General features: G+C 42.9%; 26 protein-coding genes. 23 read left to right on the plus strand and 3 right to left on the minus strand.

Annotated features, from left to right (window positions below; genetic code table 11):
* The first annotated feature begins 24 nt into the window (after positions 1 to 24).
* The 9 genes from INP83_RS09340 (at position 25) to INP83_RS09380 (ending at position 8,456) form a co-directional block, all read left to right on the plus strand.
* Positions 25 to 1,800, plus strand: coding sequence for an aromatic amino acid hydroxylase (locus INP83_RS09340; protein ID WP_219127195.1), 1,776 nt, complete (start codon positions 25 to 27; stop codon positions 1,798 to 1,800).
* A gap of 23 nt (positions 1,801 to 1,823) precedes the next feature.
* Positions 1,824 to 2,072: a hypothetical protein gene (locus INP83_RS09345; RefSeq protein ID WP_146268585.1), complete on the plus strand. Its 249-nt coding sequence runs from the start codon at positions 1,824 to 1,826 to the stop codon at positions 2,070 to 2,072.
* Positions 2,038 to 2,424 carry a type II toxin-antitoxin system VapC family toxin gene (locus tag INP83_RS09350; RefSeq protein ID WP_219127196.1) on the plus strand — a complete coding sequence of 129 codons (387 nt, stop codon included), beginning with the start codon at positions 2,038 to 2,040 and terminating at the stop codon, positions 2,422 to 2,424. Before INP83_RS09345 ends, INP83_RS09350 begins: the two co-directional genes overlap by 35 nt.
* Positions 2,421 to 3,125: an SDR family oxidoreductase gene (locus INP83_RS09355; protein WP_219127197.1), complete on the plus strand. Its 705-nt coding sequence runs from the start codon at positions 2,421 to 2,423 to the stop codon at positions 3,123 to 3,125. Before INP83_RS09350 ends, INP83_RS09355 begins: the two co-directional genes overlap by 4 nt.
* 146 nt (positions 3,126 to 3,271) lie before the next feature.
* Positions 3,272 to 4,339, plus strand: a complete 1,068-nt coding sequence (gene namA, locus INP83_RS09360; RefSeq protein ID WP_219127198.1) for an NADPH dehydrogenase NamA — start codon at positions 3,272 to 3,274, stop codon at positions 4,337 to 4,339.
* 208 nt (positions 4,340 to 4,547) lie between these two features.
* Entirely contained in the window at positions 4,548 to 4,967 is a 420-nt protein-coding gene (locus tag INP83_RS09365; protein ID WP_146268581.1) for an OsmC family protein, read from the plus strand.
* 80 nt (positions 4,968 to 5,047) lie between these two features.
* Positions 5,048 to 5,638: a DUF4230 domain-containing protein gene (locus INP83_RS09370; RefSeq protein ID WP_219127199.1), complete on the plus strand. Its 591-nt coding sequence runs from the start codon at positions 5,048 to 5,050 to the stop codon at positions 5,636 to 5,638.
* Positions 5,639 to 5,723: 85 nt separating this feature from the next.
* Positions 5,724 to 7,103: a pitrilysin family protein gene (locus tag INP83_RS09375; RefSeq protein ID WP_219127200.1), complete on the plus strand. Its 1,380-nt coding sequence runs from the start codon at positions 5,724 to 5,726 to the stop codon at positions 7,101 to 7,103.
* 18 nt (positions 7,104 to 7,121) lie between these two features.
* On the plus strand, positions 7,122 to 8,456 hold the full coding sequence (locus tag INP83_RS09380) for a pitrilysin family protein (protein ID WP_219127201.1): 1,335 nt from the start codon (positions 7,122 to 7,124) through the stop codon (positions 8,454 to 8,456).
* Between the two features lie 103 nt (positions 8,457 to 8,559).
* On the opposite strand, the gene INP83_RS09385 is transcribed toward INP83_RS09380, so the two are convergent.
* Complete coding sequence (locus INP83_RS09385) at positions 8,560 to 9,678, minus strand: AI-2E family transporter (protein WP_255563286.1); 1,119 nt, start codon at positions 9,676 to 9,678, stop codon at positions 8,560 to 8,562.
* A 118-nt stretch (positions 9,679 to 9,796) separates the two neighbouring features.
* Between INP83_RS09385 and gldG the strand changes: the two genes are divergently transcribed.
* The 5 genes from gldG to INP83_RS09410 all read left to right on the plus strand — a co-directional run bounded on the left by gldG (position 9,797) and on the right by INP83_RS09410 (position 15,759).
* Positions 9,797 to 12,202, plus strand: coding sequence for a gliding motility-associated ABC transporter substrate-binding protein GldG (gldG, locus tag INP83_RS09390; RefSeq protein WP_219127202.1), 2,406 nt, complete (start codon positions 9,797 to 9,799; stop codon positions 12,200 to 12,202).
* 114 nt (positions 12,203 to 12,316) lie between these two features.
* A complete protein-coding gene (gene dnaN, locus INP83_RS09395; protein ID WP_146268575.1) occupies positions 12,317 to 13,441 on the plus strand; it encodes a DNA polymerase III subunit beta in 1,125 nt (374 codons plus the stop codon).
* Positions 13,442 to 13,598: 157 nt separating this feature from the next.
* Complete coding sequence (locus INP83_RS09400; protein WP_146268574.1) at positions 13,599 to 14,288, plus strand: DUF4397 domain-containing protein; 690 nt, start codon at positions 13,599 to 13,601, stop codon at positions 14,286 to 14,288.
* A 5-nt stretch (positions 14,289 to 14,293) separates the two neighbouring features.
* Positions 14,294 to 15,049 (plus strand): DUF4397 domain-containing protein, encoded by a 756-nt coding sequence (locus tag INP83_RS09405; RefSeq protein ID WP_146268573.1) that lies wholly within the window; start codon positions 14,294 to 14,296, stop codon positions 15,047 to 15,049.
* A 47-nt stretch (positions 15,050 to 15,096) separates the two neighbouring features.
* Positions 15,097 to 15,759 carry a DedA family protein gene (locus INP83_RS09410; RefSeq protein ID WP_219127203.1) on the plus strand — a complete coding sequence of 221 codons (663 nt, stop codon included), beginning with the start codon at positions 15,097 to 15,099 and terminating at the stop codon, positions 15,757 to 15,759.
* Positions 15,760 to 15,762: 3 nt separating this feature from the next.
* Here the strand turns inward: INP83_RS09410 and INP83_RS09415 are convergent, their stop codons facing one another.
* Positions 15,763 to 16,722, minus strand: a complete 960-nt coding sequence (locus tag INP83_RS09415) for a zinc dependent phospholipase C family protein (protein ID WP_219127204.1) — start codon at positions 16,720 to 16,722, stop codon at positions 15,763 to 15,765.
* A 276-nt stretch (positions 16,723 to 16,998) separates the two neighbouring features.
* Here INP83_RS09415 and rpsT point away from each other — a divergent pair, with 276 nt between their 5' ends.
* Positions 16,999 to 17,253, plus strand: a complete 255-nt coding sequence (rpsT, locus tag INP83_RS09420) for a 30S ribosomal protein S20 (RefSeq protein ID WP_146268570.1) — start codon at positions 16,999 to 17,001, stop codon at positions 17,251 to 17,253.
* Positions 17,254 to 17,338: 85 nt separating this feature from the next.
* Here rpsT and INP83_RS09425 read toward each other — a convergent pair whose 3' ends face one another.
* On the minus strand, positions 17,339 to 17,701 hold the full coding sequence (locus tag INP83_RS09425) for a hypothetical protein (RefSeq protein ID WP_219127205.1): 363 nt from the start codon (positions 17,699 to 17,701) through the stop codon (positions 17,339 to 17,341).
* A 58-nt stretch (positions 17,702 to 17,759) separates the two neighbouring features.
* Here INP83_RS09425 and radC point away from each other — a divergent pair, with 58 nt between their 5' ends.
* From radC to INP83_RS09465, 8 genes are all read left to right on the plus strand, one after another.
* Positions 17,760 to 18,458, plus strand: coding sequence for a DNA repair protein RadC (radC, locus tag INP83_RS09430; protein WP_219127206.1), 699 nt, complete (start codon positions 17,760 to 17,762; stop codon positions 18,456 to 18,458).
* A 183-nt stretch (positions 18,459 to 18,641) separates the two neighbouring features.
* Positions 18,642 to 18,863: a hypothetical protein gene (locus INP83_RS09435; protein WP_219127207.1), complete on the plus strand. Its 222-nt coding sequence runs from the start codon at positions 18,642 to 18,644 to the stop codon at positions 18,861 to 18,863.
* 136 nt (positions 18,864 to 18,999) lie between these two features.
* Complete coding sequence (gene pheT, locus INP83_RS09440; RefSeq protein WP_219127208.1) at positions 19,000 to 21,399, plus strand: phenylalanine--tRNA ligase subunit beta; 2,400 nt, start codon at positions 19,000 to 19,002, stop codon at positions 21,397 to 21,399.
* Between the two features lie 49 nt (positions 21,400 to 21,448).
* Positions 21,449 to 21,826 carry a four helix bundle protein gene (locus INP83_RS09445; protein ID WP_146268565.1) on the plus strand — a complete coding sequence of 126 codons (378 nt, stop codon included), beginning with the start codon at positions 21,449 to 21,451 and terminating at the stop codon, positions 21,824 to 21,826.
* Positions 21,827 to 21,865: 39 nt separating this feature from the next.
* The gene (locus INP83_RS09450) at positions 21,866 to 22,153 is read left to right on the plus strand and encodes a hypothetical protein (RefSeq protein WP_219127209.1); all 288 of its coding nucleotides are present in this window, start codon (positions 21,866 to 21,868) and stop codon (positions 22,151 to 22,153) included.
* Positions 22,154 to 22,174: 21 nt separating this feature from the next.
* Positions 22,175 to 22,468, plus strand: coding sequence for a cell division protein ZapA (locus INP83_RS09455; RefSeq protein WP_146268563.1), 294 nt, complete (start codon positions 22,175 to 22,177; stop codon positions 22,466 to 22,468).
* A gap of 298 nt (positions 22,469 to 22,766) precedes the next feature.
* Entirely contained in the window at positions 22,767 to 24,332 is a 1,566-nt protein-coding gene (gene rny / locus INP83_RS09460; RefSeq protein ID WP_219127210.1) for a ribonuclease Y, read from the plus strand.
* 53 nt (positions 24,333 to 24,385) lie between these two features.
* Complete coding sequence (locus tag INP83_RS09465) at positions 24,386 to 24,925, plus strand: DUF962 domain-containing protein (RefSeq protein ID WP_219127211.1); 540 nt, start codon at positions 24,386 to 24,388, stop codon at positions 24,923 to 24,925.
* The last annotated feature ends 31 nt before the right edge of the window (positions 24,926 to 24,956 follow it).

Genomic DNA, 24,956 nt, shown 5'->3' on the forward strand with positions numbered 1-24,956 from the left:
TTGTTAGTAACCAGCAAAACCAAAATGAGCCGATTTAATGATTTTAACAATCCGCAGGTTGCTGCGCTGCCTGCCCATTTAAAGCAGTTTATAGTAGATCAGCATTACGAGCACTATACACCGGTAGACCATGCCGTATGGCGCTACGTAATGCGCCAGAACTACAGCTACCTAAAGGACGTGGCTTACTACCCATACATACCCGGTTTGCAAAAAGCAGGATTAACCATTGAGAAGATACCAAGCCTGCAGGAAATGAATGATGCTTTGGGTAAAATTGGCTGGGGCGCTGTTACGGTGGATGGCTTTATTCCGCCGGCGGCATTTATGGAATACCAGGCTTACCGTGTGCTGGTTATTGCGGCAGACATACGCCAGCTAAATCACATAGAATATACCCCAGCTCCGGATATCATACACGAATCCGCAGGGCATGCGCCGATAATTGCCGATAAAGATTACCATAACTATTTAAGCTACTTTGGTTCAATAGGGGCTAAGGCGATGTTCAGCGCGCAGGATTTTGAATTGTATGAGGCTATCCGCGCATTATCTATTCTTAAAGAAATGCCCAATGCCGATGCCGAAGCCATTAAAAAAGCGGAGGAACGTGTAGACTGGCAACAAGCCAACATGGGCGAGCCTTCTGAGATGGCACTGCTTAGTCGCCTGCACTGGTGGACGGTTGAGTATGGTTTAATAGGCTCTTTGGATGATCCCAAAATCTACGGTGCCGGTTTGTTATCTTCTATTGGCGAAAGTGCCAGTTGCATGAAAGATAATGTGACCAAACTACATTATACCATCGATGCGGTTAAATATCCTTACGATATAACTAAAACGCAGCCGCAACTTTTTGTAACGCCAACCTTCCAAAACCTGATAGATGTGCTGGAGCAATTTGCCGATAGCATGTCTTTCCGTAGGGGCGGTATTTATGGCATGCAAAAAGCTATCGATAGTAAAAATACCTGTACGGCTGTTTATAGTTCTGGCTTGCAGGTATCGGGTACCTTTACCGATGTGATGATCGAAAACGGTTCGCCGGCTTTCATCAAAACAACCGGCCCATCTGCGTTGGCTTTTAATAATAAACAATTAAAAGGCCACGGCAGGGATTATCATAAAGATGGTTTCAGTTCGCCGGTTGGTTTGCTTAAAGGGTATGATAAACCTTTAGAAGATTTTTCTACCGATGAACTTACAACTGCAGGTATAGGAAAAGGCAGAGAAGCGAAGCTGGAGTATAAAAGCGGCATTGCCGTGTCCGGGAAGATCAAGAATATTCATACTGATGGTGGCAAAACCCAGCTCATCACTTTTACTAACTGTACAGTGATTGATGAGAAGGGCGCAATACTTTTTGACCCTGCATGGGGCGATTATGATATGGCGGTGGGCGAGCGCATTGTTTCTGTATTCTGCGGTGCGGCAGACAAGGATGCCTTTTTAGAGGTGGCGCTTAAATCGCAAACCAATACGCACCATACCGAATATGATTCCCGCACTCGTGAATTGCATAAGCTTTACCAGCAGGTGCGCAATCGTCGGCAAACGGGGGGCGATCTGGGATTTTTAGGAAACGTGTGGATGATGCTTCAAAAATATCACCATGACGACTGGCTGTGTGCGCTGGAAATATTGGAATTACTGGAACACGAGAACGCCGAACCGGCACTTGCTGCGGAGATTCGGCAATTTTTAATTGCAAAGGCAGCCAGCCAACCCGAGTACAGAAAATTGATTGACGACGGCCTGTATCTGATAGCCAACCCGATAGAAGAGAAGTTGGTGGTTTAGGATATTTGTGCTAATTTAGAGTTATGACAACGCTGATTGTGAAAGTAGATGATGAACGTACCGAGTCTCTCAAAAAAATATTGAGTGAAATACCGTATGTGCATGAGGTTGAAGAAGAGCGAAGCCAAGACCAGTTTCAAGAACCATCTGAACAATATCAGCGTGTAAAAGCAATTTTAGACAAGGCGAAAGGCAAAAACCTTTTCAACGACATAAAAGATCCGTCCGAATGGCAGCGTGAAATCAGAAAGGAATGGGATCGTGATTTTTGATACGAATATTCTTATTTATTTATCGAATTACACTTTATCCCCCGAAAAACTCTTTCTTAAACACGCATCAATTTCTGTTATCACCAAAATAGAAGCTTTGGGCTTTGCCTTCAAAAATGCGGAAGAGCATGACTTAATTGTAAAACTTTGCAACGAGCTTTCAATTATCCACTTGAACGATGCCATTGTAGAGGCCACCATTAATATCCGCCGCGCTAATCGAATCAAGTTACCAGATGCAGTCATCTACGCTACTGCATTGGTTCAACAGCAACCTTTGTTAACACACAATGTTGCCGATTTTAAATCTATAGATAATAAAGTTGAATTAATTGATCCTTTTGCTCTATGAACATATTAATTACCGGAGCCAGCAGTGGTGTTGGGTTTGAAGCCGTTATTGAATTGATTACATCCGGCAAGCATAAGGTTATCGCCTTAGCTCGTTCTCAGGATAAGCTCACCCGGTTAATGGAGATCTCCCAAAGCATTAACCCCGACTGCCAGCTGTTTGCCATAGCTTTTGATATTGTACACGATGAATATGCCGGGCTGCAGCAGTTTATCAACCAAAATTTTGATGGTAAAATAGATGCACTTATCAATAACGCCGGTGTTTTGATTAACAAGCCATTTATGGAGTTGCAGGAAACGGACTTTGTAGAGATGCTGCAAAGCAATTACTTAGGCCATGTTCGTGTGATACAAAACCTGCTGCAGTTTATGGGGCAAGGCTCGCACATTCTAAACATCGGCAGCATGGGCGGTTTCCAGGGAAGTTCAAAGTTCAATGGGTTATCGGCTTACTCAGCATCTAAATCGGCCCTGCATACCCTTACCGAATGCCTGGCGCAGGAGTTTGCAGATAAAGGCATCAAAGTAAACTGTCTTGCCTTAGGCTCGGCTCAAACGGAAATGTTAGAGCAGGCTTTTCCGGGGTACGAGTCGCCGGTGATGGCTTTTGAAATGGGTAAGTACATTGCTGATTTCGCTATTGGCGGGCATAAATTCTTCAACGGCAAGATATTGCCTGTAGCCTTAACCACGCCTTAAACGGGCACTCCGTTAAAGAGTAGTCCTGTGAAAACAAGCCCCGTTGTTCATTTGTAAGTAAATATGCCTTTGCGTTACGGTTTATGACAAACCACTGAACGCGGGGCGTGTTATGTTGACCATATTTGGCAAAAAACAAAAGAACAATGGCTAATCTATTTTCGCCCCTCAAAATAAAAAATATCGAGTTAAAGAACCGCGTAGTGGTATCGCCTATGTGCCAGTACAGTAGTACTGATGGTTTTGCCAATAACTGGCACCTGGTGCATTTAGGCAGTTTTGCTACCGGAGGCGCAAGTTTGATCATTACAGAGGCTACCGCTGTATCTCCGGAAGGGCGCATCTCCTTTGCCGACTTAGGTATCTGGAAGGATGAACACATCGATAAGCTTAAAGAGATCACTTCTTTTATTGAAGAACACGGTGCATTTGCAGGAGTACAATTGGCACATGCAGGTCGTAAAGCCAGTCATGAACAGCCATGGAACGGTGACAAACAAATTTTACCTGACCATGCAAATGGTTGGGAAACTGTTGCGCCGAGTGCTATTCCCTTTAAAACTGAAGAAGTTGCGCCGAAGGAACTGGATAAAGCAGGGATCGAAAAAGTGATCGCTGATTTTAAATCGGCTGCTGAACGGTCACTGAAAGCTGGTTTCAAGGTAATAGAGATCCATGCCGCCCATGGTTATCTCATCAACCAATTTTTATCCCCTTTAAGTAATCAACGTACTGATGAATACGGTGGTTCCCTGGAAAACCGTTCAAGGCTTTTGCTGCAGGTAGTTGATGCTATTAACGAAGTTTGGCCTGCCGATCTGCCTCTATTTGTTCGCATATCCGCATCTGAATGGGTTGACGGCGGGTGGACAATCGACGATTCTATTGCTTTGGCAAAACTCCTGAAGCCTAAAAATGTTGATTTGATAGACTGCTCAAGCGGTGGTAATACAGCCGGTGCGCGCATAGCCGTTAAACCTGGTTACCAGGTTGAATTTGCTGAAGAGGTAAAAGAAAACGCTGATATATTGACCGGTGCGGTTGGTTTAATAACCGAACCTAAACAGGCAGACGAGATCATCAAGAACGGTCAGGCTGATGTGGTGTTATTAGCGCGTGAAATGCTGCGCGACCCGCATTTTGCTTTAAGGGCAGCACATCAATTGGGCTATGAAGTGAAATGGCCGGTGCAGTATGAAAGAGCCAAATGGTAACATCGTAAAGGTGACTCACCCGGTCATTGCTTCGCTTGACCACCCTCTCTTCGCTGCGCGAAAAGAGGACTTTTCTAAACCCTCTTTGCGAAGCAGAGAGGGTCGACCAGCGCAGAAAAGTCGAGGTGAGTAAAACGGTAACAGTTTATTTATTTTGAATATCAATACAACACATTATTTTAGTATAAACTCATAAAAAACAAATCAAATGAAACGTACAGCAAATGCACACTGGAATGGCAATTTAAAAAGCGGTAAAGGTGAAATAACAACTCAAAGCACAACTTTAAACAATACTCAATATTCCTTTAAAACACGCTTTGAAGAAGGCGTTGGTACCAACCCGGAAGAGCTGATAGCGGCTGCCCATGCAGGCTGTTTTACCATGGCGGTAAGTGCAGCGCTTACGCAAAAAGGTATTGAAGCCGGCGACCTGGCAACGGAAGCCACACTTGATCTGGATATGCAAGCACTTGAGATAAAAGGTATTCACCTGGAGCTTAAAGCATCAAAAATTGAAGGTGTTGATGAAGCGCAGTTTAAAGAAGTCGCAGAAGGTGCTAAAGCCGGCTGTATCGTTTCTAAAGCGCTTAGCGTGCCAATCACTTTAAACGTTACTTACGCGTAATTAAAGCGTATTAATATTTTAGACAGCGATGGCCAAAACCATCGCTGTCTTGTTTTGAAAGTATTTGTAAATAGATTTCTATGTTTAACTCATCCCGCTCGCGGTTTTCGCTTACTTTGTTTTTTGCGCTGGTAATAACCGGATTTTTGATCTTCCTGTTCTTTTATATCAAGCATGAATTTAACACAACGCGAACCGAGATCACTGAAGATGCCATGGTATCTAAAATAGTAAATATGGGCAAGCTTGAGCTGGTTAAATACGCCATGAAGGATGTTGTTGAAAAAAAAGAACTGCATATGATACTGCCCGATTCGCGGGTGCTGTTTGTAGCGGTAGGTGACGTAACCGCTTGTATCGACCTGACCAAGGTGCGCAAGGATGATATCATACAAACCAAAGACACCGTTACGGTAAGCCTGCCACAACCGGAGATCTGCTATGTGAAACTGGATCACCAGAAATCACGAGTATATGATGTATCGGGAGTTTGGTTTGCCGATAAAAGCAAAACTATGGTTGAGGACGTGTATAAAATTGCCGAAAAGAAAATGCTGGCCACCGCAACCGAGATGAACCTTTTAGGTAAGGCACGCGAGAACGCAGGTACTATTTTTAAGCCGTTCCTGGAAAATGTATCAGGCAAAGCGGTTTTGATCAGGTTTAAATAGTATTCGTTTAACTAAAAATTTAATTTAAGGGTTAATTGTAATAAATTAGGGGCATCAACATCTAAATGTTATCATTTAAATTTTTATGACCTCTAAAATTACTAAACTATTAACCCTTGCTGCTGCGGGCTTATTCGGCTCGTTTTGCGCAGTTGCCCAGCCAAGGCTTTCCGAAGGTTACTTCTGGAAAAAGCTACCCAACGGACTGGAAGTTGTTGTGATAGAAAACAGCAAAGTGCCGCTTACAACCATTGAAATGGCTGTTAAGAACGGTGCATACACAGAAGGCCCCGAGTACAGTGGCCTTTCGCACCTCTTTGAGCACATGTTCTTCAAAGCCAACAAAGATTATCCTACACAGGAAAAATTTTTGAAACGCACACAGGAACTCGGTGCAATCTGGAATGGCACCACCAGTGTTGAGCGTGTGAATTATTATTTCACCGTCGGTAAGGACAGCCTCAACGCCGGCCTAAAACTGATGAACGCCTCTATCCGTTTCCCAATCTATCGTGAAGAAGATATGCAGAAAGAACGCCCTGTGGTTGATGGCGAGTTTCAACGTAACGAAAGCAGCCCGGGCTTCCAGTTATATTACGATGTAAATAAAAATCTTTGGGGCGATCTCATCACCCGCAAAATGCCTATTGGTATACACGAGGTTATCAACTCTGCTACGCCGGAGAAAATGATGATCATCAAAAATAAATACTACTTCCCTAACAATAGCTTACTTACTATTTGTGGTGATGTAAAGCACGAAGACGCCTTTAAAAAAGCAGAGCAGATCTTTGGCGACTGGCAAAGCAGCGGTTTCGATCCGCATGTAAAATATCCTATTCCGCCGTTTAAGCCGCTGGATAAGAGCGTAGCGTTTGTTAAGGAAATGTCTATTGCCCGCACGCCAATGATCATGATTGATTGGCAAGGCCCGGCGTACATGACTGATTCAGCATCAACCGTTGCTGCCGATGTGTTTTCAACCATTACCGGTTTAAACTCATCAAAATTGCAACAAGCTTTGGTTGATAAAGGATTGGCATCGTCAGTAAGCTTTAGCTACAATACGTCTCACTACACCGGCCCTATCTCTTTATTTGTGGTGCCAAACCCAAACAAGCTTAACGAATGTTACGAGGAGATCAAGAATCAGATGAGTATTTGGGGCAGGCCGGATTATTACACAGATGAACAATTGGCTGATGCAAAAGCTATTTTGCTACGCGATCATAGTCGCGCTATGGAAAAACCATCATCAATTCCATCTCAACTAAGCTACCAGTGGTGCAGCACGTCGTTAAATTACTATACCGATCTAACAGATAACTACCAGAAAATTACCCGTGCTGACATCGCCAAATACATGAACACTTATGTAGTTGGTAAGCCTATGGTTGCTGGTATCATTTTAACGCCTGAAGCCAGCAAGGCTGCCAATGTGCAATCATTTTTTGTGGTTAAATAATCTAAACTGAACATCAAGATGAAAAAATATATATACCTGTTATTGCTTGCCGCTGCCACTACCGGCGCAAGCCCTGCCTTTGCCCAGCAAAAGGCTTACGAAATGACGGTTGACGGCGTAAAGGTTATGGTACAGCCCAGCGGTAACGATATTGTAGAGATACAAACCGTTATTAAAGGTGGCGTACAAAACTACCCTGCCGATAAGGCCGGTATTGAGGCTATGGCTATGAATGCCCTTAGCGAGTGCGGTACACTTAAGCGTGATAAAAACGATTTTAAGAACCAACTGGATAAAATCAGCGCTGCCGTGTATGGTATGGCAGTTAAAAATTATTCGGTGATAAAGGTAAACTGCATCAAGAGCGACCTTCCTAAAGCATGGCCGCTTTATGTAGAGGCTATTACAATGCCTAAGTTTGATGTTAAAGAATTTGAACGCATCAAACAAGACCAGATCAACAATCTTAAATCGCAGGATTCTGACCCGGATTATGCTATCGATCAATACGCTGATAAAGTAGCTTTCGCCGGCAGGGACTATGCAAAAAATCCTAACGGTACGCCTGAAACTATAAAGGCACTTACCGCTGAGGAAACTAAGAAATATTATCAGTCAATTTTAACCAGGTCTCGCATGGTTATCGTGGTGGTGGCTGATCTTGACCGTGCCGACATAGAAGCAAAAATTAAAGGATTGCTTAGCTCCATTAAACAGGGAGCACCTTACGAGATGAAAAAATCATTCTTCAGGGTGTATAAAAACACATTTTCGGCCGAGAACCGCGAGCTGGCAACTAATTATGTTGAAGGTGTAACCAGCGGCCCGGCACCGGGTACGCCTGATTTTGATGCCTTTAACGTGGCCATGCGCATTTTTGCTGATAAACACTTCCTGGATGTGCGCACCAACAACGGCTTATCGTACGCCCCATCTGCTTGGTTCAGTGTGGGTTCTACTTCGGTAGCTAAATTCTCGGTATCAACCACGCAGCCCGATAAATACATAGCTGTGTTTGACAAACTGGTCGACCGTATCAAAAACAATGGCTTTGATGCTGCTGACGTAGCCAACATGAAAGTTACCTACCTTACCGGTTTTTACTATAAAAACGAGACCAATACCGCACAGGCAGGTTCATTGGTAGCTAACGAGGTATTGCACAACAACTGGAGGCGCTCATTAACGCTTGCCGATGACGTTAAGAAATTAACGCCAACACAAGTAAGCGATGCTTTCCGAAAGTACATTGGTAACATCATCTGGGTTTACCAGGGCGATACCAAAAAGGTGAACCCGATACTTTTTACCAATGGAACGCTTAAAAAAGCGGACAACCCGGTTAATCATTAAAGTTCTGATAAAAGATATTGGACGAAAGAAAAATGACTCGACAAAGCAAAGGCCTCAACTTAATGTTGAGGCCTTTGCTTTGTTACTATAATTTGAAATCTCTTTATCCTTTGTCTTTCACCTCTGATATTATTGCAGCTTTTCTCCTGCTTCGCCATATCTCTACCACTTGTTTGGTTGGCACATTATCGCCAAGCAATTTACCCCAGGGCTTAAGAGGTTCTATACGATCAAATACAATTTTTAATACGGCAACAAAAGGGATGGATAGGAACATCCCTGAAATGCCCCATAATTGATTACCCAACAGCACCACCACTATAGACATTAATGCGTTTATCTGCACTTTTGAAGATACAATACGCGGCACCAGGATATTATTATCGATAAACTGTATAACGATGTATGCGATAACTACTCCTAATTGGGTAGAGTATCCATCTTTGGTAACTGTAGCCATTAATACAGGTAGCGCTATGGCAATAATGCCACCTAAATAGGGGATAAGGTTAAGGATAGCCCCTATACAACCGATAAGGATACCATACTTAACGCCAAGCAGCATTAAGGCAGCAGAATTCATGGCCGCTACAATGATCATCTCTATTAACAGGCCTACGATATAGCTTTGTATAGCGGTTTTAGTTTCGGTAAGTACTTCGCTTACTTTTTTAGAGTTTTCTTCGGCAAAAACCTCGTACAGAAAGTTGAGGATGAGTGTTTTGTAAAAAAGCATCAAAAATATATAAACCGGCAACAGGAAAACTACAGATAGTATGCCCAGTACGCTATTGAGCGTTTTGCCTACCATGGCCTGGCTGCTGTTCAAAGCATCCTTGATCATTTGTTCCTGCTTAGCAAGCGTAACGCCAAATGAGCTCTGTATCCAGTTTTTAAGATCAGCGGTAATACTCTCAAACTTTTTTTGAAGCATAGGCAGAGAATCACCAAATTGTACGATCTGGGTAGACAGGAAATAAAATACCAGCAACACTGATAAGATCATGATAAGCATGGCTATGACAATGGAAAGCACCTTAGGTACTTTCAACTGCTGCAATTTGTTGCAAAGCGGATTAAGCAGTATAGAGAGGAAAACAGCAAAAGCAAGCGGCACCAGTATCTCGCCCAAGATATTCAGTGCATAAACCACCAATATTAAACCGAATAATACGGCAGTGGCCTGGATGTAAAAAGGTTGATCTTTAATTTTTATGGACATGTAGAGGTAGATATACCCAGAAAAGAAGTTAAAGACCTTAAATGTTTGATATATAATCAACTTTTAAATAACCGCCAATTTGTAACTTTACCGTTTTAATACATATCCCTTATAAAAAGTGCTTAGCATCCTTAAGAAAGAAATTACAACTTACCTCAGTTCGTTAGTAGCGTATATTACCATTGGCGTGTTCTTACTGGTGCTTGGCTTGTTCCTTTGGGTATTTCCGGACACCAGCATTCTGGCCTATGGCTACGCCGGTTTAGATAGTTTGTTCAGCACTGCGCCTTACCTTTTTATGTTCCTGGTGCCGGCCATAACCATGCGCTCGTTAGCAGAAGAACGTAAGGAGGGTACTTTTGAACTGCTGCTTACCCGCCCGCTCACCAATTTCCAGATCGTGTTAGGTAAGTACCTGGCAGGGGTGGTCATCGTTCTGTTCGCATTGGTACCTACATTGGTTTATTATTTCAGTGTGTCAACATTGGGCACGCCGCAGGGGAATATTGATACTGGTGCGGTTATAGGCTCTTACATAGGTTTGTTTTTATTAGGCGCTGTTTTCACGGCGATAGGCGTTTTTGCCTCATCGGTAAGTAAAACGCAGGTAATAGCCTTTACCATTGCTGTTTTCCTATGCTTCTTCTTTTATAGCGGCTTCGATTCGTTAAGTACCATCCTTTCATTGCAAAACCTCGGCCTGCAAAATTTAGGCATTACCGAGCATTATAATTCTATAAGTCGGGGTGTGTTAGATACGCGCGATCTGATGTATTTCCTGGTACTGATAGCCCTTTTCATCTGGCTTACACTTTACGTACTGCACCGCCAGCTAAAAAGGAAATTTGTGAATACGGCATTTCTAACTGTATTTGGAGGAGTGCTTGCACTTACCTTATTATCTACAAAGTATTTTAGCCGGTTTGATTTCACTAAGGAGAAACGTTTCACTATATCGCCTATCAGCCGCAACATCATGCAAAAATTGCCCGGCACGGTTAAGGTAACAGTGTTTTTGCAAGGTGATAACTTTCCTGGTGGGATGAAGCGTCTTCAAACTTCGGTAAAAGATATGCTGAGCGACCTGCAAGCGTATAGCAATAATAACGATCTGCAATTTGAATTTATCGAACCGTTAAGCGGCCTTAACCAGGAGCAGCAAAACCAAAAACTTGATGAGTTGCAGCGAAAAGGTATAGAGCCCCAAAACCTGAGCGTTAAAACAGATGATGGCGTATCTCAAAAACTGATCATACCATTTGCGTTGGTGAGCTATAGCAACAAAAGCGTACCCGTTAAGCTGTTGGAAACGCAAAGCAATGTAAATCTGAGCCCGGATGAGGTGCTGAACAATTCTATTCAAAATTTGGAGTACGCATTTACATCGGCTATAAAAAAAGTAACCAATGGCGGCATGCAACGCATTGGTTTTACCGAGGGCCACAACGAATTGAAAGACCGTGAGCTAAACGGTGCCATGCAAAGCTTGAGTGACGGCTATTTGGTAGGCCGTGTAAACCTGGCAACTATACCTTTTGATAGTTTAACCAAGATAAGTTTGCTGGTTATCCCCAAACCCGACAAAGCATTTACCGAAGCAGAAAAATTTAAGCTCGATCAGTTTATTATGCGCGGCGGTCGCGTGCTATGGGCAATTGACCAGGTGAGCGCCGAATTGGATAGCCTGCGCAATAAAGGCGAAGACCAATTGGCATTTAACAAGCAACTGAATTTAGACGATCAGCTTTTTAATTATGGCGTGCGCATCAATTATGACCTGCTGGCCGATATGAATTGCTCGCAGATACCCGTGACCACCGGCAACGCAGGTGGGCAGCCGCAGATACAAATGCTGCCATGGTTGTTTAACCCGGTTTTTTTGCCATTTGCAAAGCATCCTATCGTAAAAAACCTGGATGGCATCAGCAGCCAGTTTGCAAGCACCATTGATGTGGTGGGTGCTAAAAATATAAAGGCGACGGTGCTATTGACCTCTTCGCCTTATAATAAAAAATTGAACGCACCTCACATGTTGTCGCTACGGTCTTTAGAGCAGGAGCCTGATCCTAAAGAGTTTCAAAGTCAGCCGAAAATAACGGGCGTTTTACTTGAAGGTGAGTTTATTTCTGATTTCAGGAACCGCCCGGTGCCGGAGGGGATCACCGATAAGGTACAACCATTGCAGCAAAGTAAACCCACCAAAATGATCGTTCTAAGCGACGGCGATATCCTGCGTAATCAGGTAAGTGCCGATGGCTCGCCATTTCCGCTGGGTTATGACCGTTACACCCACCAAACTTATGGTAATAAAAACCTGCTGCTTAACATAGCCGATTACATGACGGACGACTCCGGCCTTATCACTTTAAGGTCTAAAGAGATACAGATGCGGCTTCTGAACCGTGCCCGCATTCGCCAGGAAAAGTTGTTCTGGCAGTTGGTTAATAACATAGTGCCGATAGCCTTAGTGTTGATATTTGCTATTTTTCAACATTATCTGCGCAGGCGAAAGTATGCTCATTAAATTTTTTACTTTTGGTAGCACCTTACACCTCAAGTCACCCTGTCAAATTAAGGGTTGATGACAGGCACGAGAGGCCAAGATACTTTAGAAAGAATAAGATAAACGTTATATCATATGAGATTTATTGTTTCCACATCAACACTACTCAAACAGTTACAGTCGGTAAGTGGCGCGCTGAGCAACAGTACCGTATTGCCTATACTGGAGAACTTTTTGTTTGAGATCAAAGACGGGAACTTGACTATTTCTGCTACCGACCTGCAAACCAGCATGACCACCTCGCTTGCGGTAGAAGCGAAAGAGAACGGCCGTATTGCAATTCCATCACGCATACTGTTAGATACGCTTAAATCTTTACCGGAGCAGCCTGTAGCTTTTTCGGTTGATGACAGCACTTTTGCTATCGAGATAAGCGCTGGTGACGGTAAATATAAACTCAGCGGAGAAAACGGCGAAGATTTCCCGAAGATCCCGGTTGTTGAAAATGCCTCATCGGTAAACCTGCCGGCTTCTGTTTTAGGCGAGGCTATTAACAAAACCATATTTGCGGTAAGTAACGATGAACTGCGCCCAGCCATGACGGGTGTATTTTGCCAGTTAACCACATCATCACTAACATTTGTGGCTACCGATGCGCACAAACTGGTGCGCTACCGCCGTAAAGATGCCAAAGCAGAAAGCACAACATCTTTTATCCTGCCTAAAAAGGCTTTAACATTGTTAAAATCAGCTTTACCGGCCGATGATGTTAACGTTTCAGTAGAATATAACAATACCAGTGCCTTCTTCAAATTTGGTAATATCAACCTGGTTTGTCGTTTAATTGATGAGCGTTACCCTGATTATGAGGCGGTTATTCCTAAGGAAAACCCAAATAAGTTGGCTATAGATCGGTTGGCTTTCCTGGGCTCGTTGAGCCGTGTGGCTATCTACGCCAACAAAACCACCCACCAGGTGCGTTTAAAGATAAGTGGCAGTGAGTTGAATATTTCATCAGAAGATATCGATTTCGCTAACGAAGCCCATGAGCGTTTGTCTTGCCAATATGAAGGCGACGACCTGGAAATCGGCTTTAACGCGCGTTTCCTGATAGAGATGCTTAAGAACTTAAATTGTGAGGAAGTATCGCTTGAAATGTCGACCCCTAACCGGGCCGGTTTATTACTGCCACAAGGCGGCGACGAGAATGAAGATATATTAATGCTGGTGATGCCGGTTATGCTGAATAGCTATGCGTAGTTAGTTAATTGGTTAATCAGAGATTAGTGATTAGGTATTTGATTCGACAAGAAAATTGATCTCTAATCACTAAAAAAAGTCCGGCTCCAACCGGACTTTTTTGTAACCACCATATAACATTTGTTGCTATTATTGAGTTATATAGCATCTGCTTTTGATGATGAAATTAAACCGGACACTTATTGCTGTAATTGTTGCCATAAGCGCTTTTATTACTGCCTGTAAAAAGGGGGATGATAGCACAGGTATAAGACAAACAACAACCGTTAACCTGGTAAATGCTACGGTGGACACGGTAAATGTTTACGTGAACGGCAGCAGGGTTAATACCACAAACTTTTTGTATCCATTAGGTTCTTCCGGGCCTATCAATACATTGGTTGGCCTGCAAAATTACCAGGCACGCAAGGCTGGCCGGCCCGATGTGCTTTTTAATGTACCCTTAGCTTTAGATAGTGGCAAACGCTATTCTTTTTATATAGCCGGTAATTCGGCCGAACAGGCTTTTGCATTTGTAGATACATTAAGCAGTGCTGCAAAAGACACCTTATTGGTACGCGTTGCGCATACCTCTCCAAGTGTGGGGAATGTAGACGTTACTGTGGGTGATACCCTGGCTTTCACAAATATCAGCTTTAAATCTATTTCCCCTTATTTCGCAACAGGATCGGGCAGTCGCAGGCATATACGAATTTATAAAGCAGGTATCGCGCATAGCGCGGCTTCGTTGATAAGTGACGACATTTGGCTTTTAACGCCAAGGCGGGCATATACAATATTCCTGAGAAGTAATTTAACTACCAGCCCAACAACTAACGCAACTGGGCTTACCCTTAACGATAACTAACAGGCATGGCAAATAAAAACAAAAGCAGTTTAATGGTTTACCTGCTCCTATGTGTGGTAGGTGTTATGGTGCTTCCGTTGCTAAGCTCGTGCGGTAAAGAAAACGGTGTTTCAAGTTCAAATAACAATGCACGGTTTATCATTGCTAACCTAAGTCCGGATGTACAACCGATAAAATTATATACACGGTTTACTCCACAAAGTAGCGCCGTTTACAGTTATCCAAGCATTTCAAGTTATAGCTTAATAAATGTGGCTGATACGCCACTTCAAATACGTAATGTACAATCTGCTACCAACCTTAATCCCACCAACCTGCTTACTTTAAACCGTAGTTTAGTAAGAGGCGTCCCATTTACCCTGTTTATAATGGGTTTAAAGGTTGATAGTTCACTAACGTATGTTCTAACTGCTGACACTACCTCAGAGCCGGCAAATGGCAGGGGGAAAATAAGGTTTGTTAATGGCATCTTCAATATACCATCAGGACTTAACCTCACACTGAATGATACGGCTGCATTTAAACAGATCCCATTTAAGGGCACAACTAAGTTTGTTGAGGTAACGGCCGGCAGTTACAACATCAATATCGTGGCAAGTAACAATCCCACACAAGCTATCAGGACGCTTACAAATTTTACCATCCTTGATGGTAAGTCGTATACTATTTTTAGCTACGGCCGCTCAAGCAGCACGTCTGATACCGCTTCCTACGGTATCAATACCATTTTAAACACGTTGCCGGTAAATACAACTTATTAATTGGCTTACAGCTTTATCTTTATATTTTTGCACCAAAATTTTAAGCTTTGGAAGTAATACACAGCATCATCGATTTTATTCTGCATATTGATAAACATCTCTCGCAGATCATCAGCCAATACCAAAGCTGGACCTACCTCATCCTCTTTGTAATTATATTTGCGGAGACCGGTTTTGTGGTAACCCCATTTCTTCCCGGCGATTCGTTACTGTTTGCTGCAGGTGCTTTAATAGCTGGTGGCGCAACAGGCATGGATGTAAATTTGCTTTGCGTTATTTTGATAATTGCCGCAGTTTTAGGCAATACTGTTAATTATTTGTTAGGTAAATATCTGGGTGCCCGTGTATTTAAAGAAGAAAACAAAATACTTAAGCTAAGCTACTATTTAAAAACCAAGGCCTTCTTTGATAAGCATGGTGGTAAGGCCGTTATTTTTAGTCGTTTTGTGCCGATCATACGCACCATTGCACCGTTTGTTGCAGGGGTAGGGCATATGCCATTTGGCCGTTACACCGTTTACAATATTGCGGGAGGCGTTTCTTGGGTAATCATCTTCTTGTATGGTGGTTACCTGTTTGGTAATGTAGAGATCATTAAAAAGAACTTCTCGCTGGTGGCTATCATCATCATCCTGGTATCATTGCTTCCGCCGATATTTGCTTACATCAAAAGCAGGGTTAGCAAACCGGAGAAAGTGAATGCAAAATAAGCACTAAGGTTTGATGGCCACCTTACCTGCTTTATACAAAGCTTCCTCATTGTCAATTTTCAGCCTTTCATCTTTGCTTAGGGGCTTTTGAATTAACTTATTCAAGTCTGGTTGGCCTGCATCAACCCAGGCTGAAAACCAAAAGCTGCCAACGCTGAGTATGGATGCCCTCATCTGCCGCTGCACCATTCCGCGTAACAATTTGTGATAGGCCCTGCTGTAAGCAACCGAGTAAACTTTTACTTTTCTGTTGCCGCGCTGCTCTATTACATACTTCTGCAACGGCAGGAAGGTTTTATTCAGCATGCGCTCCACGCGCAGTACCGTATCAACTTTTTTGTACGAATTGATGCAGATCCTAAAGGCTTCTGCCAGTGGGTTACTGATGTATTTGGCCTTGCCAACATTGTAATGGTATCCATTGGCAAAAAGTTCGGGCAAGCGGCTTTCCCATAACCCGTGAATGCCTTGCTGATTAGTTAGCTGCCCATCGTAGTTTTCCGTTAAATGTAAGGGCGTATGCGCGTCTGAAAGGTAATGTGCCAGGTTAGCCGAGGTTATCAATATGCCGGTGGTATCATGTGCCTTAAAAGCTTTTACCAGCCAGTAATAATTACTGGTGATGGTCCAGGGAACGGTGCCATATTTATTCAGCGTATCTGATGAGTATTTGGCTGCGGCATCTATCCAATGCTGTGGCATTACTTTGAAAGGTTGCTTACCATAATGGTCGGCATCGAAGAAATGGTGGGGTATCTCTGACGAATCCACATAGCGCTTTTTGTCGGCGCTAACAGCATGCTCGGTTATAAATTCGATGTTCGCTTTATAGAAGCCAGCCATTCCCTTTGGTAGCGTAAAAACAGCCAGTCGGTTGATACGAAAATGAGCAAAAAATCCCCATGAGCAGCAGGTAGTAATAATTAAGATGCAGGAGATGAAGGTTAAAAGCAGGCGCTTCATGGTTGGGTGAAGATAGGGGATTAAATTTAATGAGAGAAGTAAGCGGTTGAGATTAGTTAAATGGCGCAGTAATCATTGCGACGGCCTATGCTAAGGCGCTTTTAAATCCGGTCAATTCGCCAATTCTTTAAATTCCAGTTCAGGCATTTGCTTAATGCTAACATGCACTAATTCTTAATTCAATGTTAAAAACTATCCAATAAAATCCATAAAAACTATTGCATATAAAAAAATCTGTGAGTATATTTGCAGCCTTAAAAAGAATAACAAGCTACAATGGCAAATCATAAATCATCAATTAAAAGAATCAGGGCAAATGCTGCGAAGCGTCTGCGTAACAGGTATCAGGCAAAAACAACCAGAAACGCTGTTAAGAAATTAAGAAGTGCAACTACTAAAGCAGATGCAACTCCGCTTTTGTCTAAAGTAATTTCTATGCTTGACCGTTTGGCTAAAAAGAACGTTATTCACAAAAACAAAGCTTCAAACAATAAATCGAAGCTTACTAAATTTGTTAACGGCTTAAGCTAATAGCTTAATCAACAATATCTTAAAAGGGATGCTGCCACAGGTGCTATCCCTTTTTTGTTTAAAAAAATTGACAAGCTTAATTTAGCTATTTGTCAACATAAGCTTGTCCCCCACATTTAACAGGAAAAATCATAGACCCTTTTTTCCATTTTACAGTTGTTTTATATTCTCTTCTTTTTTTAATGATGGTATCTCCGGGTTTAAAGTTCGTGTAGATTTCGCTCATCCACCCACTGCCTTCATATCTCTGTACAAATTCCCCGGTTTTTAAATCAGTTCCATACATATATATGAGTGGGCCATTTCTTGTAGCAGATTTATATACAATGTTAAATTCTGTGTTGTTCTTGTAGCCTTCAGCCCAACTATCACAATTAAATTTGTCTGGGGTACATTCGTATAGAAAAAGCGTAAATATTAAAAATATTTGCGTAGAACTTTTTTTCATTTATTCAATACTTGTACCTAATATAGTTATTTTAGACAATCCTAACCCCTAAACCAAATTGGAAGACTACAACAATAAAATAAGCATAAAATCCTGGGCCGAAGAAGACCGCCCGCGCGAGAAGCTAAGCGGACAAGGTCGCCGTGCACTTACTGATGCCGAGCTCATCGCCATCCTGATTGGTAGCGGCAATCGTACTGAAACGGCTGTAGAGCTAAGCAAACGCATTCTCCTCCACTACAATAACGATCTTAATAAACTCGGTAAAGCATCCATCAGCGAACTGTGTAAATTTAAAGGTATAGGCGAAGCCAAAGCTATATCTATTATTGCTGCCCTTGAATTGGGTCGCCGTAGGGACAGTTCTGAAACACCGGTGCCTGATGAGGTAACCTGCAGCCGCGACGGTTACAACATTATGCGCCGACACTTGCGCGATCTTAACCATGAAGAGTTTTGGCTGATGCTTATTGGGCGTTCCTCAAAAGTAATTGCCAAAGAACTGGTGAGCAGAGGCGGCTTAAGTGGCACCGTTGCCGACCCAAAGATCATCTTCCATATGGCATTGCAGCACCAGGCCAGCGCCATCGTCATGGTCCATAATCATCCCTCCGGGAATCTAAAACCAAGTCAGGAAGATCTAAAACTAACGAAGAAGATAGTGGATGCAGGCCGATTGTTAGATATCAATGTGCTGGATCATTTGATCTTAACAGATAATGGCTATTTCAGTTTTGGGGACGAGGGGTTGATCTAAAAGTCTTTTCACTGTTTGTGTCATTTCGGACGAGCGGGAGCGAGGAGAAATCTTCTGCAAGCGATACTTACAGTGTAGAAGATTTCTCCTCGTACCTGGTTCGAAATGACAGCGTAATTTGGCGTGTACTTCAAACATTGCGCCTTCCACTACGTTCTATCTACATACTTAAAACAAACTACCATGACAACTCAACCGGAAGAACAAGACGATATGCTGCAACAGGATGATCAGTTAAGCCAAACCGAGAACGAAGAGCAAATGAGCCAGCAGGATATTCATAGCAATGGCTTTGATGATACAAACGAAGATATTGGCGAAATAGATGAAACCGATCAGGCTAACCAGGCCTACGATGCTTCGGAGCCATCTTACACGTTGAACTTAGGTGATGACGAGGAATAGGCTTTAAGTTACCTCGAATAGAATAATTCACGCGTCATTGCGATTTTGCAATGACGCGTTTTGTTTAATTATGTAGTTATAATCATTTAGCCCATCTAATCCCAGTTCAATACAAAGTTCTATCTTTGCCCTTGCAATGAAAATTTCATACAACTGGCTTAAAGAGTTTATTGATACTGAAAAATCTCCTGAGGAGATATCAAAAATATTAACGGGTACCGGTCTTGAGGTTGAAAGTCTTGAGAAGGTGCAGGCCATAGCAGGAGGCTTAGAGGGCCTGGTTATAGGCTACGTTAAGGAAACTACCCAACACCCCAATGCCGATAGGCTAAAGGTTACCAAAGTTGATGTTGGTACAGGCGAAGACCTGCAAATTGTTTGCGGAGCAAGCAATGTTGCTGCAGGCCAAAAGGTGGTTGTAGCAACTGTAGGTACCATGGTACACCCAACAACCGGCGAACCTTTTAAGATCAACAAATCAAAAATACGTGGCGAGGTGTCCGAGGGCATGATATGTGCCGAGGATGAGATAGGCCTTGGTCACAGTCACGAGGGCATTATGGTGCTTGATGCCGATGTACCTGTTGGTAAACTGGCTAAAGAGCATTTTAATGTGCAGGATGATTACATGTACGAGATAGGCCTAACGCCTAACCGTGCAGATGCAGCATCGCACCTTGGTACTGCGCGCGATATTGCTGCCTTTCTTAAAATTGCCGTTATAAAGCCGGATGTTTCTGCTTTTAAAGTTGACAATAACGATCTGAAAATAGAGGTAATTGTAGAGAACGAGCAGGCAAGCCCACGTTACTCCGGCCTTACCATTTCTGGTCTGGAAGTTAAAGAATCACCGGATTGGTTGAAGCAGCGTTTAGCTGTTATTGGCGTGCGTTCCATCAACAACGTGGTGGATGTTACCAACTATGTACTGCTTGAGTTAGGCCAGCCCCTGCACGCATTTGATGCCGCTGCAATTAAAGGTGGCAAAGTGGCAGTGAAAAATGTTGCTGAAGGTACCATCTTCAAAACACTGGATGATGTTGACAGAAAGCTATCTGCCGATGACCTGATGATCTGTAACGCTGATGAACCGATGTGTATTGCCGGTGTTTTCGGTGGTGCAAAGTCTGGAGTTACCGAGGGCACAAAAGCTATTTTCCTGGAGAGTGCTTATTTCAATTCGGTATCTGTACGTAAAACGGCTAAGCGCCACGGTTTAAAAACCGATGCTTCGTTTCGTTATGAGCGTGGTACCGACCCGGATATGACAGTGTTTGCTTTAAAACGCGCTGCATTGCTGATACAGCAGGTAGCAGGCGGGCAGGTATCGTCAGAGATATTTGATCATTACCCATCGCCTGTTGCACCGTTTGATGTAGATGTGACCTTCAAGAATATCGACAGGCTTATTGGTAAGGCTATCGGTAACGAAACCATCAAAAGTATTTTGACCTCGCTTGATATCAAGATCGTTAACGAAACAGCGGAGGGCTTATCGTTACAAGTGCCGCCTTACCGCGTGGATGTTACCCGCGAGGTAGATGTGATAGAGGAGATATTACGCCTTTACGGTTACAACAACGTTGAGATCCCTACGCAAATACGTGCTTCGTTGAATAACTCGCAACGCCCGGAGAAAGATACTGTACAGAACGCTATCTCCGACCTGCTGAGCGCTAACGGCTTTAACGAGATGCTGGCCAACTCGCTTACCAAACTTGCTTATTCTGATAAACCGGAGAGTGCCGTTAAAATAGTGAACCCGCTAAGCAGCGATCTGGATGCTATGCGCCAAACACTGCTGTATTCGGGTTTGGAAGCTATCGCCTACAACCAGAACCGCAAAAGCCCTGACCTTAAATTTTATGAATTCGGTAAGGTCTACGCTACCAAAGAGGATAAGTATATAGAAACGCAGCGTTTTTCGGTATTTATTACCGGTAACGATGCTGCCGAGCAATGGAACCAAAAGCAAACGCAGGTATCGTTCTATAACCTTAAGGCTATTGTTGATGGTATTTTGCAACGCCTAAAGATCACCGATTACGCGGTTGAAGATGCTACCTACAGCAAGCTGGCTTATGGCCTCCAATACATTCTTAACGGCAAACAACTGGTTAAATTTGGTACGGTTGCAAAAGATGCGCTGAAAAAAGTTGACCTGGATAAAGAGGTTTTCTACGCCGATTTCAACTTCGATGTTGTATTGAATGCGGTGCGCAAGAACGTTATAGTTTACCAGGAAGTATCTAAATTTCCTGCCGTGCGCCGCGATCTAAGCATGTTGGTTGATACAGCAGTAACGTTTGGTCAGTTAAAACAGATCGCCCAACGTGCGGATAAAAAGCTCCTGAAAGAGATCGGTGTGTTCGACGTTTACCAGGGCGACAAGTTACCGGCCGGTAAAAAATCTTATGCGTTAAGCTTTATTCTGCAAGACACTGAAAAAACTTTGACTGACAAAGCTATCGACGCCATCATGCAGAAAATTATTTATAATTTAGGCAAAGAAGCAGGAGCGGAGATAAGGAAATAGAGGTTAGAGATTGGTGATTAGAGATTAGTTAATTTAATTGTTAATAGCTATGAAGTCATTCACCGACCTTGAAGTCTGGAAAAAATCGAGAATGTTAAGGAATAACGTTTCAGTATTAACCAAGTCTTTTCCCTCGGAAGAAAAATATAGATTGACTGATCAGATTGTTAGATCTTCGAGGTCGATAGGTAATAATATCGCTGAGGGCCATGGTAGGTATCATTTTGCAGATTCATCTAAATTTTTGCTTAACGCCCGTGGCTCAGCGATAGAAACCATAGACCATTTAGTGATAGCGCTCGATGAAAATTATATTAAGGAAGAAACGTTTAATAAGTACAAAGAAGATTGTGAGGAGTGCATAAAGATGATAAATGGTTATATCAAATATTTGAGAAATCAATCATTATTATCAAAAGCAAATTAACCAGGCAACTAATCTCTAATTTTTGATCTCTAATCTTTAATGAACATAGCTGACCAACTTAGTAACGTAGTAGAAAAAACCGAAAGGCTGATAGAGCTTTGCTCGGCTTTGCAGGAGGAAAATGACCTGCTTAAGCTGGAGAGCGAAGCGTTAAATGTTGCCCTTAAGGCCAGTACCAACAAGACTAAAGAACTGGAGGAGAAGCTTCGTGTATTGAAGTTGGCAAAGTCGTTTTCAGAAACAAATGAAAAAAGTGTTGACATTAAGCAAAAAATTAACGACTTTGTGCAGGAAATAGATAAGTGTATTGTGTTGCTTAAAAAGTAATACAGAAAGTGAAAAGCTCAAATGGGAGAAATCTCAATAAAAATAAATATTGCTGACAGAGTTTACCCGCTAAAGGTAAACATGGAAGAGGAAGAGATTATTAGAAGGGCAGCAAAGCTGATTAACGACCGTATAAAAGAATACCAGGAAAATTATGCGGTAAGGGATAAACAGGATCTTTTATCAATGTGTGTGCTGCATTACGCAACATCATCGTTAAAAGCAGATAAAAAGGTAAGCACGGAAGATACCGAGGTTGCCGAAAAGGTTTATCAGTTAGATCATTTGCTAAACAACTTTTTTTCTAAACAATAACGTTCTTTTTTTAAGTTAAGAGTATAGAGTTTAAAGTCAAAAGTCCTACAGGTTTTGAATTTTTACTTTTGATCTTTGACTTAGCATACGAGCATTTTAAGATTTAACCGCAGTTAAATTTTAAGTTTTCACTATTAAAAACTTAACGCTTCAATATCTCCGGATCAAAAAGGAGGCATGCGTTGATCGTGTATTTTAACGGTAACCCGTGATCCGATACATCCGACAAGAAGTTTTAACAATACATGAACACTTAGAAGTTTAGTTGCGGTTTTTTTATTTTATAACCTAAAAAAGAATGAACAGTGTATTATATGTAATTATAGGGGTGCTGTGCGGTGTCCCCACAGGGATCGTCATAGGGCGTTTCCTGCTGCGTAAATTGTTTAAAGACCAGGAAGTAGCAGCTCAAAATAAGGTAAAGAAGATATTAAAGGATGCTGAGAACAATGCGGAGATACTGAAAAAGAACCGTTTGTTAGAAGCAAAAGAAAAGTTTCTGCAGCTAAAAGCCGAGCACGAACAGGAAGTGAATGCCAAAAACAATACGCTTAACCAGCGCGAGAATGGCATCAAACAAAAAGAACAATCGTACAACCAAAAACTGGAAAACCTTAACCGCAAGGAGACTGAGCTGGATAACGTACGCAAAAAGCTGGAAACACAAACAGAAATTGTTGTAAAAAAGCAGGAAGAGGTTGAACATCTTAAGAATCAGCACGTAGCTCAGTTGGAAACCATTGCAGGTTTAAGCGCGGAAGATGCCAAAAACCAATTGGTTGATAACCTACGCGAGGAAGCGCGCAGTAAAGCAATGGCGCAGATTAAAGATATTGTTGACGAAGCTAAACTTACTGCTAATAAAGAAGCTAAAAAGATAGTCATTCAAACCATCCAGCGTACGGCTACGGAGGCCGCCATCGAGAATACGGTATCTATCTTCAACATCGAGAATGATGAGATAAAAGGCCGTATCATAGGTCGCGAGGGTAGAAACATTCGTGCGCTTGAGGCTGCTACCGGTATTGAGATCATTGTTGACGATACACCTGAGGCGATCATTCTTTCAGGCTTTGATCCGGTTCGTCGCGAGATTGCCCGTTTAGCTATGCACCGTTTGGTGACGGACGGACGTATCCACCCGGCACGTATTGAGGAGGTGGTTGCCAAAACTAAAAAGCAGATAGAAGAGGAAATTGTAGAGATCGGTGAGCGTACCGTAATAGATCTTGGTATTAACGGCCTTCACCCCGAACTGATCCGTATGGTTGGCCGTATGCGTTACCGTTCATCATACGGGCAAAACCTGTTGCAGCACTCGCGCGAGGTGGCTAACTTCTGTGCTACCATGGCTGCAGAATTAGGCCTTAACGTGAAACTGGCAAAACGCGCTGGTTTGTTACACGATATTGGTAAAGTGCCGGATGACAATCCTGAGCTGCCTCACGCAATTTTGGGTATGCAGTTGGCCGAAAAATATAAAGAACACCCTGAAGTTTGCAACGCCATCGGTGCTCACCACGATGAGGTAGAGATGACGTCTATGTTATCACCTATCATCCAGGTTTGTGACGCCATTTCAGGCGCAAGGCCGGGTGCACGCCGCGAGGTGGTAGAAAGTTACATCAAGCGCTTAAAAGAGCTTGAGGACTTAGCTTTATCATACCCTGGTGTAGAAAAAACATTTGCTATACAGGCAGGCCGCGAGCTGCGCGTTGTGGTAGAGAGCGAGAAGATATCAGATGCACAGTCAGAGGTATTGGCAGCAGATATTTCAAACCGCATCCAAACCGAAATGACCTACCCTGGCCAAATAAAGGTTACCGTTATCCGCGAGACCCGTTCAGTGGCATTCGCGAAATAATTTTGCCCCACCCAAACCCTCCCCTAAAAGGGAGGGCTTTTTTGTTTTTAGAGATGGGTAAACAACACCACAAATACTCCACCCCCGCCAAACCAAAGCAGGAAGACCTGCGCCCCGTTGAACTCGTTTTTGCCCGATTGGATGCCAGTCATCAAAACCCTACCAATCTGCTGCTGCATTACATTTGCGTTCCGCTGATGGTGCTGGGGATATTGGGTATGGCATGGGCAATGCCTTTTCCTGAGATCGGCTTTTTAAAGGCGTACCAGGGTTACTTTAATTGGGCGTCTTTTGTTATTGCCGTTGCGGTTTATTACTACCTTAAGCAGTCGCCAATGCTATCGTACCTGATGCTGTTCCTGATGTTTGGATTTAGCTATCTCGTTATTCAGTTTGAGACATGGGAAAAAGCCGGTGGGCCTGCACTGGGTATTGTAAGCGTTGGCATTTTGATGCTGTCGCTGTTAGGCCAGTATATTGGCGGCAAAATAGAAGGCAAAGAGCAATCGTTTAACGACGATAGCAAGCTGTTTTTTGTTACACCGCTGTGGGTGATGTATAGGTTGGCAAGGAAGATCAAGTTGAAGTATTAGGAGGTAGGGTGAAAAAGCAGAAGCCTGTGCG

Source organism: Mucilaginibacter sp. 21P (genome assembly GCF_019331605.1).
In the GTDB taxonomy this organism is placed as follows: domain Bacteria; phylum Bacteroidota; class Bacteroidia; order Sphingobacteriales; family Sphingobacteriaceae; genus Mucilaginibacter; species Mucilaginibacter achroorhodeus.

Excerpts from the sequence above, each read along its gene's own strand:
- INP83_RS09340 (WP_219127195.1), top strand. The coding sequence starts at position 25 with ATGAGCCGATTTAATGATTTTAACAATCCGCAGGTTGCTGCGCTGCCT.
- INP83_RS09345 (WP_146268585.1), top strand. The coding sequence starts at position 1,824 with ATGACAACGCTGATTGTGAAAGTAGATGATGAACGTACCGAGTCTCTC.
- INP83_RS09355 (WP_219127197.1), top strand. The coding sequence starts at position 2,421 with ATGAACATATTAATTACCGGAGCCAGCAGTGGTGTTGGGTTTGAAGCC.
- namA (WP_219127198.1), top strand. The coding sequence starts at position 3,272 with ATGGCTAATCTATTTTCGCCCCTCAAAATAAAAAATATCGAGTTAAAG.
- INP83_RS09365 (WP_146268581.1), top strand. The coding sequence starts at position 4,548 with ATGAAACGTACAGCAAATGCACACTGGAATGGCAATTTAAAAAGCGGT.
- INP83_RS09370 (WP_219127199.1), top strand. The coding sequence starts at position 5,048 with ATGTTTAACTCATCCCGCTCGCGGTTTTCGCTTACTTTGTTTTTTGCG.
- INP83_RS09375 (WP_219127200.1), top strand. The coding sequence starts at position 5,724 with ATGACCTCTAAAATTACTAAACTATTAACCCTTGCTGCTGCGGGCTTA.
- INP83_RS09380 (WP_219127201.1), top strand. The coding sequence starts at position 7,122 with ATGAAAAAATATATATACCTGTTATTGCTTGCCGCTGCCACTACCGGC.
- INP83_RS09385 (WP_255563286.1), bottom strand. The coding sequence starts at position 9,678 with ATGTCCATAAAAATTAAAGATCAACCTTTTTACATCCAGGCCACTGCC.
- dnaN (WP_146268575.1), top strand. The coding sequence starts at position 12,317 with ATGAGATTTATTGTTTCCACATCAACACTACTCAAACAGTTACAGTCG.
- INP83_RS09400 (WP_146268574.1), top strand. The coding sequence starts at position 13,599 with ATGATGAAATTAAACCGGACACTTATTGCTGTAATTGTTGCCATAAGC.
- INP83_RS09405 (WP_146268573.1), top strand. The coding sequence starts at position 14,294 with ATGGCAAATAAAAACAAAAGCAGTTTAATGGTTTACCTGCTCCTATGT.
- INP83_RS09415 (WP_219127204.1), bottom strand. The coding sequence starts at position 16,722 with ATGAAGCGCCTGCTTTTAACCTTCATCTCCTGCATCTTAATTATTACT.
- rpsT (WP_146268570.1), top strand. The coding sequence starts at position 16,999 with ATGGCAAATCATAAATCATCAATTAAAAGAATCAGGGCAAATGCTGCG.
- INP83_RS09425 (WP_219127205.1), bottom strand. The coding sequence starts at position 17,701 with ATGAAAAAAAGTTCTACGCAAATATTTTTAATATTTACGCTTTTTCTA.
- INP83_RS09435 (WP_219127207.1), top strand. The coding sequence starts at position 18,642 with ATGACAACTCAACCGGAAGAACAAGACGATATGCTGCAACAGGATGAT.
- pheT (WP_219127208.1), top strand. The coding sequence starts at position 19,000 with ATGAAAATTTCATACAACTGGCTTAAAGAGTTTATTGATACTGAAAAA.
- INP83_RS09445 (WP_146268565.1), top strand. The coding sequence starts at position 21,449 with ATGAAGTCATTCACCGACCTTGAAGTCTGGAAAAAATCGAGAATGTTA.
- INP83_RS09450 (WP_219127209.1), top strand. The coding sequence starts at position 21,866 with ATGAACATAGCTGACCAACTTAGTAACGTAGTAGAAAAAACCGAAAGG.
- INP83_RS09455 (WP_146268563.1), top strand. The coding sequence starts at position 22,175 with ATGGGAGAAATCTCAATAAAAATAAATATTGCTGACAGAGTTTACCCG.
- rny (WP_219127210.1), top strand. The coding sequence starts at position 22,767 with ATGAACAGTGTATTATATGTAATTATAGGGGTGCTGTGCGGTGTCCCC.
- INP83_RS09465 (WP_219127211.1), top strand. The coding sequence starts at position 24,386 with ATGGGTAAACAACACCACAAATACTCCACCCCCGCCAAACCAAAGCAG.